The organism is Escherichia sp. F1 (assembly GCF_046764225.1).
GTDB classification, from domain to species: domain Bacteria; phylum Pseudomonadota; class Gammaproteobacteria; order Enterobacterales; family Enterobacteriaceae; genus Escherichia; species Escherichia coli.
This window is the reverse complement of sequence record NZ_CP177202.1, coordinates 3,164,528-3,181,695: the sequence shown is the minus strand read 5'-3', so window position 1 is coordinate 3,181,695 and position 17,168 is coordinate 3,164,528. Positions and strand designations below refer to the sequence as shown.

Genomic DNA, 17,168 nt, shown 5'->3' with positions numbered 1-17,168 from the left:
GATGTACACAATGAGACAGAAGAGCTATGCGACTGCCGCTTCTACTTCGACGGGCACAATAACACTGGCGTGATTGCCTTTTGGCCCCTGGTGGACATCAAACTGAACGGATTGTCCAGCTTTTAGCGTTCTGTAACCATCCATCTGAATGGTGGAATAATGAGCGAAAATATCTTCGCCGCCGCCTTCAGGGCAGATGAAACCAAACCCTTTGGCATTGTTGAACCACTTAACAGTACCCTTTTCCATGCTTCGACATCCTTCGCAAATCTTATACAAGTAAGATGGAATAAACCGGGGTCAGAGAGGGGGCTGTTCAAAACCTCGCCAACTCTAGAAATACAATTTAGAGAATTAGGGCGAGCCGTCAAGCATTTGACAGGGGCCAGGGGGCAGGTATGAATCAAAAATTTGAAGCAGTTAACGCTATTGACAGGAATGTGACAGATGTCGCTGATGCCAACGATAGATGATAGTTATCTATCATGTGGAGTAGATTGGTCAGGCAAATAAGCTCTTGTCAGCGGCAGGGCGTTCTGCCGATAACCGTAACCGAAGATGATAACTGACAATGGGTAAAACGAACGACTGGCTGGACTTTGATCAACTGGCGGAAGAAAAAGTTCGCGACGCGCTAAAACCGCCATCTATGTATAAAGTGATATTAGTCAATGATGATTACACTCCGATGGAGTTTGTTATTGACGTGTTACAAAAATTCTTTTCTTATGATGTAGAACGTGCAACGCAATTGATGCTCGCTGTTCACTACCAGGGGAAGGCCATTTGCGGAGTCTTTACCGCCGAGGTTGCAGAAACCAAAGTGGCGATGGTGAACAAGTACGCGAGGGAGAATGAGCATCCATTGCTGTGTACGCTAGAAAAAGCCTGAATGCAGGCATAAAAATTGGGGGAGGTGCCTATGCTCAATCAAGAACTGGAACTCAGTTTAAATATGGCTTTCGCCAGAGCGCGCGAGCACCGTCATGAGTTTATGACCGTCGAGCACTTGTTACTGGCGCTGCTCAGTAACCCATCTGCCCGGGAGGCGCTGGAAGCGTGTTCTGTGGATTTGGTTGCGCTCCGTCAGGAACTGGAAGCCTTTATTGAACAAACCACACCCGTTCTGCCTGCCAGTGAAGAGGAGCGCGACACACAGCCGACGCTGAGTTTTCAGCGTGTACTGCAACGTGCGGTCTTCCATGTCCAGTCCTCCGGTCGCAATGAGGTTACCGGTGCAAACGTTCTGGTCGCTATCTTTAGCGAACAGGAGTCGCAGGCGGCATATCTGTTGCGTAAACATGAAGTCAGCCGTCTCGATGTGGTGAACTTTATCTCTCATGGCACGCGTAAAGACGAGCCGACACAGTCTTCTGATCCTGGCAGCCAGCCAAACAGCGAAGAACAAGCTGGTGGGGAGGAACGTATGGAGAATTTCACGACGAACCTGAATCAGCTTGCACGCGTGGGCGGAATCGACCCACTGATTGGTCGTGAGAAGGAGCTGGAGCGTGCTATTCAGGTTCTCTGCCGTCGCCGTAAAAACAACCCGCTGCTGGTGGGGGAATCTGGTGTCGGTAAAACCGCGATTGCAGAAGGTCTTGCCTGGCGAATTGTTCAGGGTGATGTGCCGGAAGTGATGGCTGACTGTACGATTTACTCTCTCGATATCGGTTCTCTGTTAGCGGGTACAAAATATCGCGGCGACTTTGAAAAACGTTTTAAAGCGTTGCTCAAGCAGCTGGAGCAGGATACTAACAGCATCCTGTTTATTGATGAGATCCACACCATTATCGGTGCGGGTGCAGCCTCTGGTGGCCAGGTCGATGCGGCTAACCTGATCAAACCGCTGCTCTCCAGCGGTAAAATTCGCGTAATTGGTTCGACAACCTATCAGGAGTTCAGCAACATTTTCGAGAAAGACCGTGCTCTGGCGCGTCGCTTCCAGAAAATTGATATTACTGAACCGTCGATCGAAGAAACTGTTCAAATCATCAATGGCCTGAAACCGAAGTATGAAGCGCACCACGACGTGCGTTATACCGCAAAAGCGGTGCGTGCAGCGGTAGAGCTGGCGGTGAAATACATTAACGATCGTCATCTGCCGGATAAAGCCATTGACGTTATCGACGAAGCGGGCGCTCGCGCACGCCTGATGCCGGTAAGCAAACGCAAGAAAACCGTTAATGTGGCGGATATTGAGTCCGTGGTGGCCCGTATTGCACGCATTCCAGAGAAGAGTGTTTCTCAGAGTGACCGCGATACCCTGAAAAACCTCGGCGATCGCCTGAAAATGCTGGTCTTCGGTCAGGATAAAGCCATTGAGGCTCTGACTGAAGCCATTAAGATGGCGCGTGCAGGTTTAGGTCACGAACATAAACCGGTCGGTTCGTTCCTGTTTGCAGGCCCTACCGGGGTCGGGAAAACAGAGGTGACGGTACAGCTTTCGAAAGCTTTGGGCATTGAGCTTCTGCGCTTTGATATGTCCGAGTATATGGAACGCCATACCGTCAGCCGTCTGATTGGTGCGCCTCCGGGATACGTTGGTTTTGATCAGGGCGGTTTGCTGACTGATGCGGTCATCAAGCATCCACATGCGGTGCTGCTGCTGGACGAAATCGAGAAAGCGCACCCGGACGTGTTCAATATTCTGTTGCAGGTGATGGACAACGGTACGCTGACCGATAACAACGGACGCAAAGCGGACTTCCGTAACGTGGTATTGGTGATGACCACCAACGCTGGGGTACGAGAAACTGAGCGTAAATCGATTGGTCTTATCCACCAGGACAACAGTACCGATGCGATGGAAGAGATCAAGAAGATCTTTACGCCGGAGTTTCGTAACCGTCTCGACAACATTATCTGGTTCGATCATCTCTCCACCGACGTGATCCATCAGGTAGTGGATAAATTCATCGTCGAGTTGCAGGTTCAGCTGGATCAGAAAGGTGTTTCTCTGGAAGTGAGCCAGGAAGCGCGTAACTGGCTGGCCGAGAAAGGTTACGACCGGGCAATGGGCGCACGTCCGATGGCGCGTGTCATCCAGGACAACCTGAAAAAACCGCTCGCCAACGAACTGCTGTTTGGTTCGCTGGTGGACGGCGGTCAGGTCACCGTCGCGCTGGATAAAGAGAAAAATGAGCTGACTTACGGATTCCAGAGTGCACAAAAGCACAAGGCGGAAGCAGCGCATTAATCTGATTGTTAGGTAGGTTGGTGAAGTCCGTAATCTCGAAAGAGGTTACGGACTTTTTGTTGTGCACAGAAAACCCCCAGCTAGGCTGGGGGTTCCGGAAAGCTTTCAGCTTTAAGCCAGTTATTAAAACCCCTTTTGATTTGTTAAAACACCTTGCGGTCTGGCAACTGCAAGTGTCAAACAAGAAATCAAAAGGGGGTCCCAATGGGGAACGAAAAGAGCTTAGCGCACACCCGATGGAACTGTAAATATCACATAGTTTTTGCGCCAAAATACCGAAGACAGGTGTTCTACAGAGAGAAGCGTAGAGCAATAGGCAGTATTTTGAGAAAGCTGTGTGAGTGGAAAAGTGTACGGATTCTGGAAGCTGAATGCTGTGCAGATCATATCCATATGCTTGTGGAGATCCCGCCCAAAATGAGCGTATCCGGCTTTATGGGATATCTGAAAGGGAAAAGCAGTCTGATGCTTTACGAGCAGTTTGGTGATTTGAAATTCAAATACAGGAACAGGGAGTTCTGGTGCAGAGGGTACTACGTCGATACGGTGGGTAAGAACACGGCGAAGATACAGGATTACATAAAGCACCAGCTTGAAGAGGATAAAATGGGAGAGCAGTTATCGATTCCCTATCCGGGCAGCCCGTTTACGGGCCGTAAGTAACGAAGTTGGATACAAATATCAGATCGTGTGCGCCTGTTAGGGCGCGGCTGGTAAGAGAGCCTTATAGGCGCATTTGAAAAACCTCCGGCTATGCCGGAGGATATTTATTTATGGGGTGGAGGAGGTTCAGACCCTTTTTTTGATGATGATGGTAAGTTGTTGATAATTAGTGCTGCGGGAAGGTAAGGATAAAAAAGGGTGGTAGCAGGAAAATGAGATGGTTTTGCTTTATTAACAACGGGCTAGACGTGTAGTATTTGAGTTCACTGCCGTACAGGCAGATAAAATGCGAAAAAAAACTCGTACTTTCGTACGAGCTCTTCTTTGAATATGGCGGTGAGGGGGGGATTGACTCGCTTCGCTCGCCCTGCGGGCAGCCCACTCACTGCGTGAGTGGTCTGTCCAACTGGCTGCGCCAGTTGTCGAACCCCGGTCGGGGCTTCTCATCCCCCCTGGAGTGCAATATGCGAAAAAAAACTCGTACTTTCGTACGAGCTCTTCTTTGAATATGGCGGTGAGGGGGGGATTGACTCGCTTCGCTCGCCCTGCGGGCAGCCCACTCACTGTGTTCGTGGTCTGTCCAACTGGCTGCGCCAGTTGTCGAACCCCGGTCGGGGCTTCTCATCCCCCCTGGAGTGCAATATGCGAAAAAAAAGCTCGCACTTTCGTACGAGCTCTTCTTTGAATATGGCGGTGAGGGGGGGATTGACTCGCTTCGCTCGCCCTGCGGGCAGCCCACTCACTGTGTTCGTGGTCTGTCCAACTGGCTGCGCCAGTTGTCGAACCCCGGTCGGGGCTTCTCATCCCCCCTGGAGTGCAATATGCGAAAAAAAAGCTCGCACTTTCGTACGAGCTCTTCTTTGAATATGGCGGTGAGGGGGGGATTGACTCGCTTCGCTCGCCCTGCGGGCAGCCCACTCACTGTGTTCGTGGTCTGTCCAACTGGCTGCGCCAGTTGTCGAACCCCGGTCGGGGCTTCTCATCCCCCCTGGAGTGCAATATGCGAAAAAAAAGCTCGCACTTTCGTACGAGCTCTTCTTTGAATATGGCGGTGAGGGGGGGATTCGAACCCCCGATACGTTGCCGTATACACACTTTCCAGGCGTGCTCCTTCAGCCACTCGGACACCTCACCAAATTGTTTTGCTACCAAACCTCATGGGTGGCAACGGGGCGCTACTATAGGGAGTTGGAGTAAAACGGTCAAGAAGAATTTTAATGATAATTATTGTTTGCTCATACTGTAAACAAGTTGTGCAGTATATCTACATCGAGACAAGTTATGGACTTATACTTCCAAAGTACTTCATACATATCACAAAATAAAAAGGCCGGTTAAACCGACCTTTTACTCGTTCTTTCTCTTCGCCCATCAGGCGGTAAAACAATCAGCGACTACGGAAGACAATGCGGCCTTTGCTCAGGTCGTACGGGGTCAGTTCAACAGTCACTTTGTCGCCCGTCAGGATGCGGATGTAGTTTTTGCGCATTTTACCGGAGATGTGTGCAGTAACCACGTGACCGTTTTCTAACTCTACGCGGAACATGGTATTAGGCAACGTTTCAAGAACGGTACCTTGCATTTCAATATTGTCTTCTTTGGCCATCTAATCCTCTGGGGTATCACTACCGTAATTTGAACCGGCAAGATAATGCCGAAGTTCTGTAAATAAGTAAAGATTTGCGCGCTAAATCGCAACAAACAGGTTCGGCACATTACTCCGAAAACACACGGCTAAGCCGCACCAAAAGCGCAACGTATAAGGGAGCGGTGAGATAAACGATGGGCGTTACCTGACGCGAAAAATTCCTTATCGGCAGCGGGGTAATGAGCGTAACCAACTCTGCGACCGCAATTATAACACTCTGGGGAGAAATGTGCCGAAAACATTCATTCTTGTGGTGAAAACAAGCACCGTGGTACCCAGAAATTATTCGGCAATCGTCCGAGGCGCATTTGATTGAGATAATTGAGGTAATCCCGGCGGGGAATTTCGCAGGCACCAAGCGACGCTGTGTGATCGTTAAGGACCTGGCAGTCGATAAGTTTACCGCCATGACCAATAAATTCCTCACAGAATACCAGAAGCGCCGTTTTAGACGCATTTTCCATCCGGCTGAACATGGACTCGCCACAAAATAGCGTTCCCTGGGCCACGCCGTACATACCGCCGACAAGCTCATCTTCACGCCAGACTTCAATAGAGTGGGCATGACCGAGTTCGTGAAGGCGATGGTAGGCTTCGACCACGCCACGCGTGATCCAGGTTCCTTCTTCGCGATCGCTGGCACAGCCTTCAATGACCTGACCAAAAGCGTAATTCATCGTGACTCGATAGGGCGAGCGTTTATGAAATCGCTTCATACTACGGCTGATATGCAGTGATTCAGGCCAAAGCACCGCGCGGGGATCGGGAGACCACCAGAGGATGGGGTCACCTGGAGAAAACCACGGAAAAATACCACGCTGGTAAGCCATTAACAGGCGCGCAGGGCTAAGATCGCCCCCCAGTGCCAGCAGGCCGTTAGGCTCACGTAATGCGCCTTCCGGGGAAGGGAAGGCTATTGAATGGCGAGAAAGCTGAACCAGGCGCATGACCGCAAAACTCCACGCAAGTCGGATCGTTCAATAATAGCTTACAAACCCTGCTTGAACTGGTAATAACGCCCCTGTCTGGCAAGCAGTTCTGCGTGAGTACCTTGCTCAATAATTTGCCCGTTGTCCATCACTATTATTTGTTGGAAACGAGAGAGTCCGCGAAGTCGATGGGTGACCATTAACACCGTTTTCTCACGCATCATTTCTGCAAGCAATTCAAGGATCTGACTTTCGGTTGTGGCATCTAAGCCTTCTGTAGGTTCATCCAGCAATACCAGCGGCGCATCATGTAACAGCGCACGGGCGATAGCCAGACGGCGCAGTTCACCACCGGAGAGCTGGCGTCCGCCTTCACCCAACCAACTGTTGAGACCTGCATCCTCGAGCAGCTTCTCCAGACCAACGCGACGCAAGATCTCCGCCAGAGCCTCATCACTACTGCCAGGTGAGGCGAGTAACAGATTATCACGCAGCGTGGCGCTAAACAGATGCACTCGCTGAGGAACAACGCTGATGGTCTGTCGTAGAGCCGCTTCATTCAGGCTGGCTATGGGGCTATCGTTAAGCAAAATCTTGCCTTGTTGCGGGTCCCATGCGCGGGTCAGCAGTTGTAACAGTGTTGATTTGCCGCATCCGGTTCGCCCAAGAATCGCAATATGTTCCCCGGCATTTACCTGAAGAGAAATCCCTTTAAGTGCTTGTTGGGATTGCTCCGGATAAGTGAACTGAACATCCCGTAACGTCAGCGAAACGCGAGCGGCAACACGAGTTTGGGTTTCAGGGAAGGTGACTTCCGGTTTTTGATCCGTTAAATCAGTGATCCGAACGGCAGAGGCAATGACTTGCCCCAGATGCTGAAATGCACCCGTTACTGGTGCCAGTGCTTCAAACGCGGCTAACGCGCAGAAGACAAACAGGGCAATTAACGCGCCGGGTTGAGCATTGCCGCCAACGCCGCCAGACGCCATCCACAGCATCAGGATCACCGCTAACGCGCCAATGAGCAGCATTATCGCTTGCGACAATGCGGTGAGTTCAGATTGACGACGTTGCGCTTCCAGCCACTGAATTTCGGTATTCTCTAACTGCGTGCGATAACGATCGCTGGCACCAAAAATGGTCAGCTCAGCTTGCCCTTGCAGCCAGGCCGTCAGTTGTTGGCGATACTGCCCGCGAAGATGAGTCAGATTTTGCCCGGTGCTTTTTCCCGCACGATAAAACAGTGGTGGCATAAGGAAAAGCGTCAGTAACATAATGCCGCCCAGCGTAAAGGCGAGGGTGAAATCAAGGAAACTTAACCCGATTGTCACCACCATAATCACCACAAAAGCGCCCACCAGCGGCGAGATAACGCGCAGGTAAAGATGATCGAGCGTATCAACATCCGCCACCACGCGGTTGAGCAATTCGCCCTGACGATAGCGCGCCAGCCCGGCAGGGGAGAGGGGCAGCAATTTGCTGAAGGTATAAATGCGCAGATGCTGCAACACGCGGAAAGTCGCGTCGTGACTTACCAGACGTTCAAAATAGCGCCCGGCAGTACGGGTGATTGCTGCACCACGCACGCCCGCAGCGGGTAGCATATAGTTGAAGCTGTACAGTCCGGCAACCCCCGCTACCGCTGAGGCCGAGAGGAACCAGCCGGAAAGTGTCAACAGACCGATACTGGCGAGCAGCGTGACAATTGCCAGCACAATACCAAGACTTAACATCCATTTATGACGTTTATACAGTGCCAGATAGGGTAGCAAAGCGCGCATTTAAATCTCCTCCTGACGATGGGCCAGTAATGTGGCGAATGGGCCACCAGCCACACTTAATTCCGCGTAACATCCTTGCTCAATAATCTGACCATCCTGCATTACCCAAATGACATCCCAGTCAGCAAGATCTTCTAACTGGTGGGTGACCATTAACGTTGTCTGGCGCAGAGAGGCGGCATTAAGCGCCTCCATTACGCGCTGTTCACTGTGAGCATCAAGGCTGGCAGCGGGTTCATCCAACAGTAATAGCGAACAGGGATTTAGTAATGCTCGGGCCACCGCCACGCGCTGTGCCTGCCCCACGGAAAGGCGGGCAGCCTGGTCGCCAACAGGCGTATCAACGCCTTGTGGCAGGAGCGGTAGAAACTCACTGACCCAGGCGTTATCCAGCGCTGTTTGTAACTCGTGTTCGCTGGCATCAGGTCGTGCCAGTAGTACGTTATCCCGTAGTGTTGCTGCCGGTAATTGTGGGTTTTGCCCAACCCAGGAGAGATGTTTACGCCATGATTCCGGTGATAAATCGCGTAATTCTATCCCGTTGATTCGTAGCGATCCCTGATATGAGAGAAAACCAGAAAGCGCGTTCAGCAGTGAGCTTTTACCTGAACCGCTGCGACCAACCAACACTGCACGTTGGCCTGCTGGCAAAGTAAAGTTCAGCGGTCCAGCCAGCGTTTTACCTTCTGGTGATGTAATAAACAGATCCTCGGCTTCAATGGTCACCGGATCGGTTGATGCTAATTCCGCCTCACCACGTTGCGGATGGGCGAGCGGGGTTTCCATAAACGTTTTCAGACTGTCAGCTGCGCCAACAGCCTGGGCTTTAGCATGATAAAACGTACCGAGATCGCGTAATGGCTGGAAAAACTCCGGCGCAAGGATCAGGGCCAGAAAACCCGCAGCCAGCGTCACGCCAGTATCATAGTGACCAAAATCCAGCTCGCCGAGATAGGAAAAACCAAAGTAGACCGCCACCAGAGCAATTGACAGCGAGGTAAAAAATTCGAGAATGCCGGAGGATAAAAACGCCAGCCGTAGCACTTCCATTGTCCGTTGGCGGAAATCTTCCGAAGCAGAGCGAATACTTTCAATTTCAGCTTCACCACGACCAAAAATACGCAATGTTTCCATGCCGCGCAGGCGATCGAGAAAATGCCCACTTAAGCGAGCAAGAGCGAGAAAGTTACGTCGGTTAGCATCGGCAGCCCCCATTCCAACCAGCGCCATAAACAACGGAATTAACGGAGCAGTGCCCAGCAGAATGAGCGCCGCAGCCCAGTTAGAGGGGAAGATAGCCACCACAATCAGCAACGGCACCGACACTGCCAGCGCCATTTGCGGCAGGTAGCGTGCATAGTAATCATGCATATCGTCAATTTGCTCGAGTACCAGCGTCGCCCAGCTCCCCGCCGGTTTGCCCTGAATCCACGCTGGCCCTGCTTGTTGCAGACGGTCGAGAACCTGACGGCGGATGGCAAAGCGGATATGCTGCCCGGCGTGATAACCCACCCGTTCGCGTAACCAGACCACCCATGCGCGCAGTACAAAGGTCAGAACCAGTAACGTAAAGGGAAGCAGCAGGGCTTCACGGGGAATATTCTCCATAATCATATGTTGCAGAATTCGCGCCATGAACCAGGCCTGGGCAATGATCAATATGCCGCTCACAAAGCCCAGCAGACGAGAAATATTCAGCCAACGTTGGGAGATGACGCTTTGCTGTTTTAACCAGCGGGTTAACTCTTTTTGACGGGATTTATTCATTGCACGCTTAGCAGGTGAGTTATCAGAATTATTTGCAGAGCAATGTTACAACGAGGAAAAAATAAAGGCGACCCATAGTCGCATGGTGTCGCCTTCTTTACTTTTGTTACTGATTTGTAAAATTATTTTGCGTCAGCTAAACCATCGAGGTAGCGTTCCGCATCAAGTGCTGCCATGCAGCCTGTACCAGCAGATGTAATAGCCTGGCGATAAATGTGATCCATCACGTCGCCTGCGGCAAAGACGCCAGGGATGCTGGTCTGGGTGGCATTACCATGAATACCCGACTGTACTTTGATGTAGCCGTTTTCCAGTTCCAGCTGCCCTTCGAAAATGGCAGTATTCGGGCTGTGACCGATAGCAACAAACAGACCGGCAACATCGAGTGACTCGATGTTATCGCTGTTTTGCGTATCGCGCAGACGAACGCCAGTGACGCCCATCTGATCGCCGGTCACCTCTTCCAGCGTACGGTTGGTGTGTAGAATGATGTTGCCGTTCTCCACTTTATCCATCAGACGCTTAATAAGGATTTTTTCCGCGCGGAAACCGTCACGGCGGTGAATCAGATGCACTTCCGAAGCGATGTTAGACAGATACAGCGCCTCTTCAACCGCGGTATTGCCGCCGCCGATGACCGCAACTTTCTGGTTGCGATAGAAGAAACCGTCGCAGGTTGCACAAGCAGAAACTCCACGGCCTTTAAAGGCTTCTTCAGATGGCAGGCCGAGATAGCGTGCAGAAGCTCCGGTGGCAATAATCAGCGCGTCGCAAGTATATTCGCCGCTATCGCCAGTCAGACGGAACGGACGATTCTGCAAATCAACTTTGTTGATGTGATCAAAGATGATTTCAGTTTCAAATTTGGTGGCATGTTCGTACATGCGCTCCATTAATAACGGACCGGTCAGATCGTTTGGATCGCCAGGCCAGTTTTCCACTTCCGTGGTGGTGGTCAGTTGGCCGCCTTTTTCCATGCCGGTAATCAGCACAGGTTGCAGGTTGGCGCGTGCCGCGTAGACAGCAGCGGTGTATCCCGCCGGGCCTGAACCCAGGATAAGCAGTTTACTGTGTTTGGTCGTGCCCATGAGATCCCCATAGTTGTTGGCAGACAATGAGCAGGATTGTAGGGAATTTACAGACGTAAAAAAAGAGTATGACGATTTTGTTAACAATTTGTGCAATCGGCAGCATCGATAAGACGGTCAAATTCTCCCGTCATTATCACCTCTGCTACTTAAATTTCCCGCTTTATAAGCCGATTAAATGATGAATAAACGCCCCTGGTAATGAATATCTGGCATGTTGTACTAAAAATCGATGTTTTGCTTTGACAATCCCCTGGTGTTTTGCGAAAACATTCGAGGAAGAAAAAAAACAGTATTCTTATATGCGCATAACCATGCATGTAAATACCATGTTTACCGTGCTAGTGAAATCTACGTATGGCGTGGACAGACGCCATTCGTGATGTCGATAGCTGCCACAAGGCAACGGTCTTCTCACCGTAGACCCAGGCATTGCGCGCCGTGAATCTTCATGATTTCGGTCTATCGTGACGGGTAGCGACTCTGAACAGTGATGTTTCAGGGTCAGACAGGAGTAGGGAAGGAATACAGAGAGACAATAATAATGGTAGATAGCAAGAAGCGCCCTGGCAAAGATCTCGACCGTATCGATCGTAACATTCTTAATGAGTTGCAAAAGGATGGGCGTATTTCTAACGTCGAGCTTTCTAAACGTGTGGGACTTTCCCCAACGCCGTGCCTTGAGCGTGTGCGTCGGCTGGAAAGACAAGGGTTTATTCAGGGCTATACGGCGCTGCTGAACCCTCATTATCTGGATGCATCACTTCTGGTATTCGTTGAGATTACTCTGAATCGTGGCGCACCGGATGTGTTTGAACAATTCAATACCGCTGTACAAAAACTTGAAGAAATTCAGGAGTGTCATTTAGTATCCGGTGATTTCGACTACCTGTTGAAAACACGCGTGCCGGATATGTCAGCTTACCGTAAGTTGTTGGGGGAAACCCTGCTGCGTCTGCCTGGCGTCAATGACACACGGACATACGTTGTTATGGAAGAAGTCAAGCAGAGTAATCGTCTGGTTATTAAGACGCGCTAACACGGAACAGGTGCAAAATCGGCGTATTTTGATTACACTCCTGTTAATCCATACAGCAACAGTACTGGGGTAACCTGGTACTGTTGTCCGTTTTAGCATCGGGCAGGAAAAGCCTGTAACCTGGAGAGCCTTTCTTGAGCCAGGAATACACTGAAGACAAAGAAGTCACATTGACAAAGTTAAGTAGCGGCCGCCGCCTTCTGGAGGCGTTGCTGATCCTTATTGTCCTGTTTGCCGTCTGGTTGATGGCTGCCTTACTAAGCTTTAACCCTTCGGACCCCAGCTGGTCTCAAACGGCCTGGCATGAACCTATCCATAATTTAGGTGGGATGCCCGGTGCGTGGCTGGCAGATACGCTGTTCTTTATTTTTGGCGTGATGGCTTACACCATTCCCGTCATTATTGTCGGCGGTTGTTGGTTTGCCTGGCGTCATCAGTCCAGCGACGAATACATTGATTATTTTGCCGTTTCGCTACGCATCATTGGCGTTTTGGCGCTCATCCTTACCTCCTGTGGTCTGGCGGCAATCAACGCTGACGATATCTGGTATTTTGCTTCCGGTGGCGTCATTGGCAGCTTACTAAGCACTACGCTACAACCACTGCTACACAGTAGCGGGGGAACTATTGCGCTGCTCTGCGTTTGGGCAGCGGGCCTGACGCTGTTCACCGGTTGGTCATGGGTGACCATTGCTGAAAAACTCGGCGGCTGGATTTTAAACATTCTCACCTTCGCCAGTAATCGTACCCGTCGCGATGATACCTGGGTCGATGAAGATGAGTATGAAGATGACGAAGAGTATGAAGATGAAAATCACGGCAAACAGCATGAATCACGCCGTGCTCGTATTCTTCGCGGCGCGCTAGCGCGTCGTAAACGGTTGGCGGAAAAATTCATTAATCCGATGGGGCGGCAAACAGACGCTGCGTTGTTCTCCGGTAAGCGGATGGATGATGACGAAGAGATTACCTACACTGCACGCGGTGTGGCTGCCGACCCTGACGACGTCCTCTTTTCGGGCAATCGTGCAACGCAGCCAGAATATGACGAGTACGATCCATTATTAAACGGTGCGCCAATTACCGAACCTGTTGCTGTAGCAGCTGCTGCTACCACGGCGACGCAAAGCTGGGCTGCACCGGTTGAACCTGTGACTCAGACGCCACCTGTTGCCTCTGTTGATGTTGCACCTGCACAACCTACAGTAGCCTGGCAGCCTGTACCGGGGCCACAAACGGGAGAGCCGGTGATTGCTCCTGCACCGGAAGGTTACCCACAGCAGCCACAATATGCGCAGCCTGCAGTGCAATATAATGAGCCGCTGCAACAACCTGTACAGCCACAGCAGCCGTATTATGCGCCTGCGGCGGAACAACCTGTTCAGCAACCGTATTACGCAACTGCGCCGGAACAGTCTGCGCAACAGTCGTATTACGCCCCTGCGCCAGAACAATCGGTGGCAGGTAACGCCTGGCAAGCCGAAGAGCAGCAATCCACTTTTGCTCCACAGTCTACATACCAGACTGAGCAAACTTATCAGCAGCCAGTCGCTCAGGAGCCGTTGTACCAACAGCCGCAACCTGTTGAACAGCAGCCTGTTGTGGAGCCTGAACCCGTTGTAGAAGAGACAAAACCCGCGCGTCCGCCGCTTTACTACTTTGAAGAAGTGGAAGAGAAGCGAGCCCGTGAACGTGAACAACTTGCGGCCTGGTATCAACCGATTCCAGAACCGGTTAAAGAACCAGAACCGATCAAATCTTCGCTGAAAGCACCTTCTGTTGCAGCAGTACCTCCAGTAGAAGCCGCTGCCGCTGTTTCTCCGCTGGCATCTGGCGTGAAAAAAGCGACACTGGCGACGGGGGCTGCCGCAACCGTTGCCGCGCCAGTCTTCAGTCTGGCAAATAGCGGTGGACCGCGTCCGCAGGTCAAAGAGGGGATTGGCCCGCAGTTGCCACGACCGAAACGTATCCGCGTGCCAACTCGTCGTGAATTGGCGTCTTACGGTATTAAGCTGCCCTCACAGCGTGCGGCAGAAGAAAAAGCCCGTGAAGCCCAGCGCAATCAGTACGATTCTGGCGATCAGTACAACGATGATGAAATCGATGCGATGCAGCAGGATGAACTGGCACGTCAGTTCGCCCAGACACAGCAGCAACGCTATGGCGAACAGTATCAACATGATGTGCCCGTAAACGCAGAAGATGCAGATGCTGCGGCAGAGGCTGAACTGGCTCGTCAGTTTGCGCAAACTCAACAACAACGTTATTCCGGCGAACAACCGGCTGGGGCGAATCCGTTCTCGCTGGATGATTTTGAATTTTCGCCAATGAAAGCGTTGCTGGATGATGGTCCACACGAACCGTTGTTTACGCCAATTGTTGAACCTGTACAGCAGCCGCAACAACCGGTTGCACCGCAGCAGCAGTATCAGCAGCCACAACAGCCGGTTGCGCCACAGCAGCAATATCAGCAGCCGCAACAGCCGGTTGCGCCGCAGCAGCAGTATCAGCAGCCACAACAGCAGGTTGCGCCGCAGCCACAATATCAGCAGCCGCAACAACCGGTTGCGCCACAGCAGCAATATCAGCAGCCGCAACAACCAGTTGCGCCGCAGCAGCAGTATCAACAGCCGCAACAACCAGTTGCGCCGCAGCAGCAGTATCAACAGCCGCAACAACCGGTTGCACCGCAGCCGCAGTATCAGCAGCCACAACAGCCAGTTGCGCCACAGCCGCAGGATACCCTGCTTCATCCGCTGTTGATGCGTAATGGCGACAGCCGTCCGTTGCATAAACCGACGACGCCGCTGCCTTCTTTGGATTTGTTGACACCTCCGCCGAGCGAAGTGGAGCCGGTAGATACCTTTGCGCTTGAACAAATGGCGCGTCTGGTGGAAGCGCGTCTGGCTGATTTCCGTATTAAAGCCGATGTCGTCAATTATTCTCCGGGGCCGGTTATCACTCGCTTTGAATTGAACCTGGCACCGGGCGTAAAAGCGGCGCGTATTTCTAACTTGTCACGTGACCTTGCCCGTTCACTTTCGACGGTGGCGGTGCGTGTCGTTGAAGTTATTCCTGGCAAACCCTATGTAGGTCTGGAGTTACCGAATAAAAAACGACAAACCGTTTATCTGCGCGAAGTTTTGGATAACGCCAAATTCCGCGATAATCCGTCGCCATTAACCGTGGTGCTGGGTAAAGATATCGCCGGTGAGCCGGTGGTTGCCGATCTGGCGAAAATGCCGCACTTGTTGGTTGCGGGGACTACCGGTTCCGGTAAGTCTGTCGGTGTGAACGCGATGATCCTGAGCATGCTTTATAAAGCACAGCCAGAAGATGTGCGTTTCATCATGATCGACCCGAAAATGCTGGAGCTTTCGGTTTATGAAGGCATTCCGCATCTGTTAACGGAAGTCGTTACCGACATGAAAGATGCTGCCAACGCTTTGCGCTGGTGCGTAAATGAAATGGAACGTCGTTATAAGCTGATGTCCGCCCTAGGTGTGCGTAATCTGGCGGGTTATAACGAAAAAATTGCTGAAGCCGATCGCATGATGCGTCCGATTCCAGACCCGTACTGGAAGCCGGGTGACAGTATGGATGCTCAGCATCCGGTGCTGAAAAAAGAGCCATACATTGTGGTGTTGGTGGACGAATTTGCCGACCTGATGATGACCGTAGGTAAAAAAGTGGAAGAGCTGATAGCACGTCTGGCGCAAAAAGCCCGTGCCGCGGGTATCCACCTCGTACTGGCAACTCAGCGTCCATCGGTTGATGTTATTACTGGTCTGATTAAAGCGAATATTCCGACCCGTATCGCCTTTACCGTATCCAGTAAGATTGACTCACGTACCATTCTTGATCAGGCTGGCGCGGAATCACTGCTGGGTATGGGGGATATGCTTTACTCTGGGCCGAACTCCACGTTGCCGGTACGTGTCCATGGTGCTTTTGTTCGCGATCAGGAAGTTCATGCCGTGGTGCAGGACTGGAAAGCGCGTGGTCGCCCACAGTATGTTGATGGCATCACCTCCGACAGTGAAAGCGAAGGTGGCGCGGGCGGTTTCGATGGCGCTGAAGAACTGGATCCGTTGTTCGATCAGGCGGTGCAGTTTGTCACTGAAAAACGCAAAGCATCAATTTCAGGCGTACAGCGTCAGTTCCGCATTGGTTATAACCGTGCAGCGCGTATTATCGAACAGATGGAAGCGCAGGGGATTGTCAGCGAACAGGGGCACAACGGTAATCGTGAAGTGCTGGCCCCACCGCCGTTTGACTAATTAATGCATCGTATGCCGGAAAAGGCGCGGTAGCGTCGCATCCGGCACTCTATCAACTGAAAATTCAGTATTTTCTTCTTTCCTCAAGCTGATTATTAGCCTGGAATAGAGAGTAGAGGGAACTCCCGGTCGGGAGTGACGTAATTTGAGGAATAATGATGAAAAAAATTGCCATCACCTGTGCATTACTCTCAAGCTTAGTAGCAAGCAGCGTTTGGGCTGATGCCGCAAGCGATCTGAAAAGCCGCCTGGATAAAGTCAGCAGCTTCCACGCCAGCTTCACACAAAAAGTGACTGACGGTAGCGGCGCGGCGGTGCAGGAAGGTCAGGGCGATCTGTGGGTGAAACGTCCAAACTTATTCAACTGGCATATGACTCAACCTGATGAAAGCATTCTGGTTTCTGACGGTAAAACACTGTGGTTCTATAACCCGTTCGTTGAGCAAGCTACGGCAACCTGGCTGAAAGATGCCACCGGTAATACGCCGTTTATGCTGATTGCCCGCAACCAGTCCAGCGACTGGCAGCAGTACAATATCAAACAGAATGGCGATGACTTTGTCCTGACGCCGAAAGCCAGCAATGGCAATCTGAAGCAGTTCACCATTAACGTGGGACGTGATGGCACAATCCATCAGTTTAGCGCGGTGGAGCAGGACGATCAGCGCAGCAGTTATCAACTGAAATCCCAGCAAAATGGGGCTGTGGATGCAGCGAAATTTACCTTCACCCCGCCGCAAGGCGTCACGGTAGATGATCAACGTAAGTAGAGGC

General features: G+C 51.6%; 13 protein-coding genes, 1 tRNA gene and 4 other RNA genes. 7 read left to right on the top strand and 11 right to left on the bottom strand.

Annotated features, from left to right (window positions below):
• Window positions 1-24: 24 nt before the first annotated feature.
• Window positions 25-249 carry a cold shock-like protein CspD gene (gene cspD, locus ACK8NJ_RS15485; RefSeq protein ID WP_000410785.1) on the bottom strand — a complete coding sequence of 75 codons (225 nt, stop codon included), beginning with the start codon at window positions 247-249 and terminating at the stop codon, window positions 25-27.
• Between the two features lie 149 nt (window positions 250-398).
• Between cspD and yljB the strand changes: the two genes are divergently transcribed.
• The 4 genes from yljB to tnpA all read left to right on the top strand — a co-directional run bounded on the left by yljB (window position 399) and on the right by tnpA (window position 3,862).
• The gene (gene yljB / locus ACK8NJ_RS15480) at window positions 399-473 is read left to right on the top strand and encodes a protein YljB (protein WP_001406719.1); all 75 of its coding nucleotides are present in this window, start codon (window positions 399-401) and stop codon (window positions 471-473) included.
• Between the two features lie 98 nt (window positions 474-571).
• The gene (clpS, locus tag ACK8NJ_RS15475) at window positions 572-892 is read left to right on the top strand and encodes an ATP-dependent Clp protease adapter ClpS (protein WP_000520781.1); all 321 of its coding nucleotides are present in this window, start codon (window positions 572-574) and stop codon (window positions 890-892) included.
• A 30-nt stretch (window positions 893-922) separates the two neighbouring features.
• Window positions 923-3,199, top strand: coding sequence for an ATP-dependent Clp protease ATP-binding subunit ClpA (gene clpA, locus ACK8NJ_RS15470; RefSeq protein WP_000934041.1), 2,277 nt, complete (start codon window positions 923-925; stop codon window positions 3,197-3,199).
• Between the two features lie 204 nt (window positions 3,200-3,403).
• A complete protein-coding gene (tnpA, locus tag ACK8NJ_RS15465) occupies window positions 3,404-3,862 on the top strand; it encodes an IS200/IS605-like element IS200C family transposase (RefSeq protein WP_000526135.1) in 459 nt (152 codons plus the stop codon).
• 331 nt (window positions 3,863-4,193) lie between these two features.
• Here the strand turns inward: tnpA and ACK8NJ_RS15460 are convergent.
• From ACK8NJ_RS15460 to trxB, 10 genes are all read right to left on the bottom strand, one after another.
• Window positions 4,194-4,330: non-coding RNA, RtT sRNA (locus ACK8NJ_RS15460), on the bottom strand.
• A gap of 41 nt (window positions 4,331-4,371) precedes the next feature.
• Window positions 4,372-4,508, bottom strand: a non-coding RNA gene (locus ACK8NJ_RS23890) — RtT sRNA.
• A gap of 42 nt (window positions 4,509-4,550) precedes the next feature.
• Window positions 4,551-4,687, bottom strand: a non-coding RNA gene (locus ACK8NJ_RS23885) — RtT sRNA.
• Between the two features lie 42 nt (window positions 4,688-4,729).
• Window positions 4,730-4,866: non-coding RNA, RtT sRNA (locus tag ACK8NJ_RS23880), on the bottom strand.
• 42 nt (window positions 4,867-4,908) lie between these two features.
• Window positions 4,909-4,996, bottom strand: a tRNA-Ser gene (locus ACK8NJ_RS15455).
• Window positions 4,997-5,249: 253 nt separating this feature from the next.
• On the bottom strand, window positions 5,250-5,468 hold the full coding sequence (gene infA / locus ACK8NJ_RS15450; protein ID WP_001040187.1) for a translation initiation factor IF-1: 219 nt from the start codon (window positions 5,466-5,468) through the stop codon (window positions 5,250-5,252).
• Between the two features lie 284 nt (window positions 5,469-5,752).
• Window positions 5,753-6,457 carry a leucyl/phenylalanyl-tRNA--protein transferase gene (gene aat / locus ACK8NJ_RS15445; protein WP_001241678.1) on the bottom strand — a complete coding sequence of 235 codons (705 nt, stop codon included), beginning with the start codon at window positions 6,455-6,457 and terminating at the stop codon, window positions 5,753-5,755.
• A gap of 41 nt (window positions 6,458-6,498) precedes the next feature.
• Window positions 6,499-8,220, bottom strand: a complete 1,722-nt coding sequence (cydC, locus tag ACK8NJ_RS15440; protein WP_097438618.1) for a heme ABC transporter ATP-binding protein/permease CydC — start codon at window positions 8,218-8,220, stop codon at window positions 6,499-6,501.
• Complete coding sequence (cydD, locus tag ACK8NJ_RS15435) at window positions 8,221-9,987, bottom strand: heme ABC transporter permease/ATP-binding protein CydD (RefSeq protein WP_001043582.1); 1,767 nt, start codon at window positions 9,985-9,987, stop codon at window positions 8,221-8,223.
• 122 nt (window positions 9,988-10,109) lie between these two features.
• A complete protein-coding gene (trxB, locus tag ACK8NJ_RS15430; RefSeq protein ID WP_411961774.1) occupies window positions 10,110-11,075 on the bottom strand; it encodes a thioredoxin-disulfide reductase in 966 nt (321 codons plus the stop codon).
• A gap of 544 nt (window positions 11,076-11,619) precedes the next feature.
• Between trxB and lrp the strand changes: the two genes are divergently transcribed.
• The 3 genes from lrp (at window position 11,620) to lolA (ending at window position 17,164) form a co-directional block, all read left to right on the top strand.
• On the top strand, window positions 11,620-12,114 hold the full coding sequence (gene lrp / locus ACK8NJ_RS15425; RefSeq protein WP_000228473.1) for a leucine-responsive transcriptional regulator Lrp: 495 nt from the start codon (window positions 11,620-11,622) through the stop codon (window positions 12,112-12,114).
• A gap of 134 nt (window positions 12,115-12,248) precedes the next feature.
• Window positions 12,249-16,394 (top strand): DNA translocase FtsK, encoded by a 4,146-nt coding sequence (ftsK, locus tag ACK8NJ_RS15420; protein WP_411961773.1) that lies wholly within the window; start codon window positions 12,249-12,251, stop codon window positions 16,392-16,394.
• Window positions 16,395-16,552: 158 nt separating this feature from the next.
• Entirely contained in the window at window positions 16,553-17,164 is a 612-nt protein-coding gene (lolA, locus tag ACK8NJ_RS15415; RefSeq protein ID WP_001295343.1) for an outer membrane lipoprotein chaperone LolA, read from the top strand.
• Window positions 17,165-17,168: the final 4 nt, after the last annotated feature.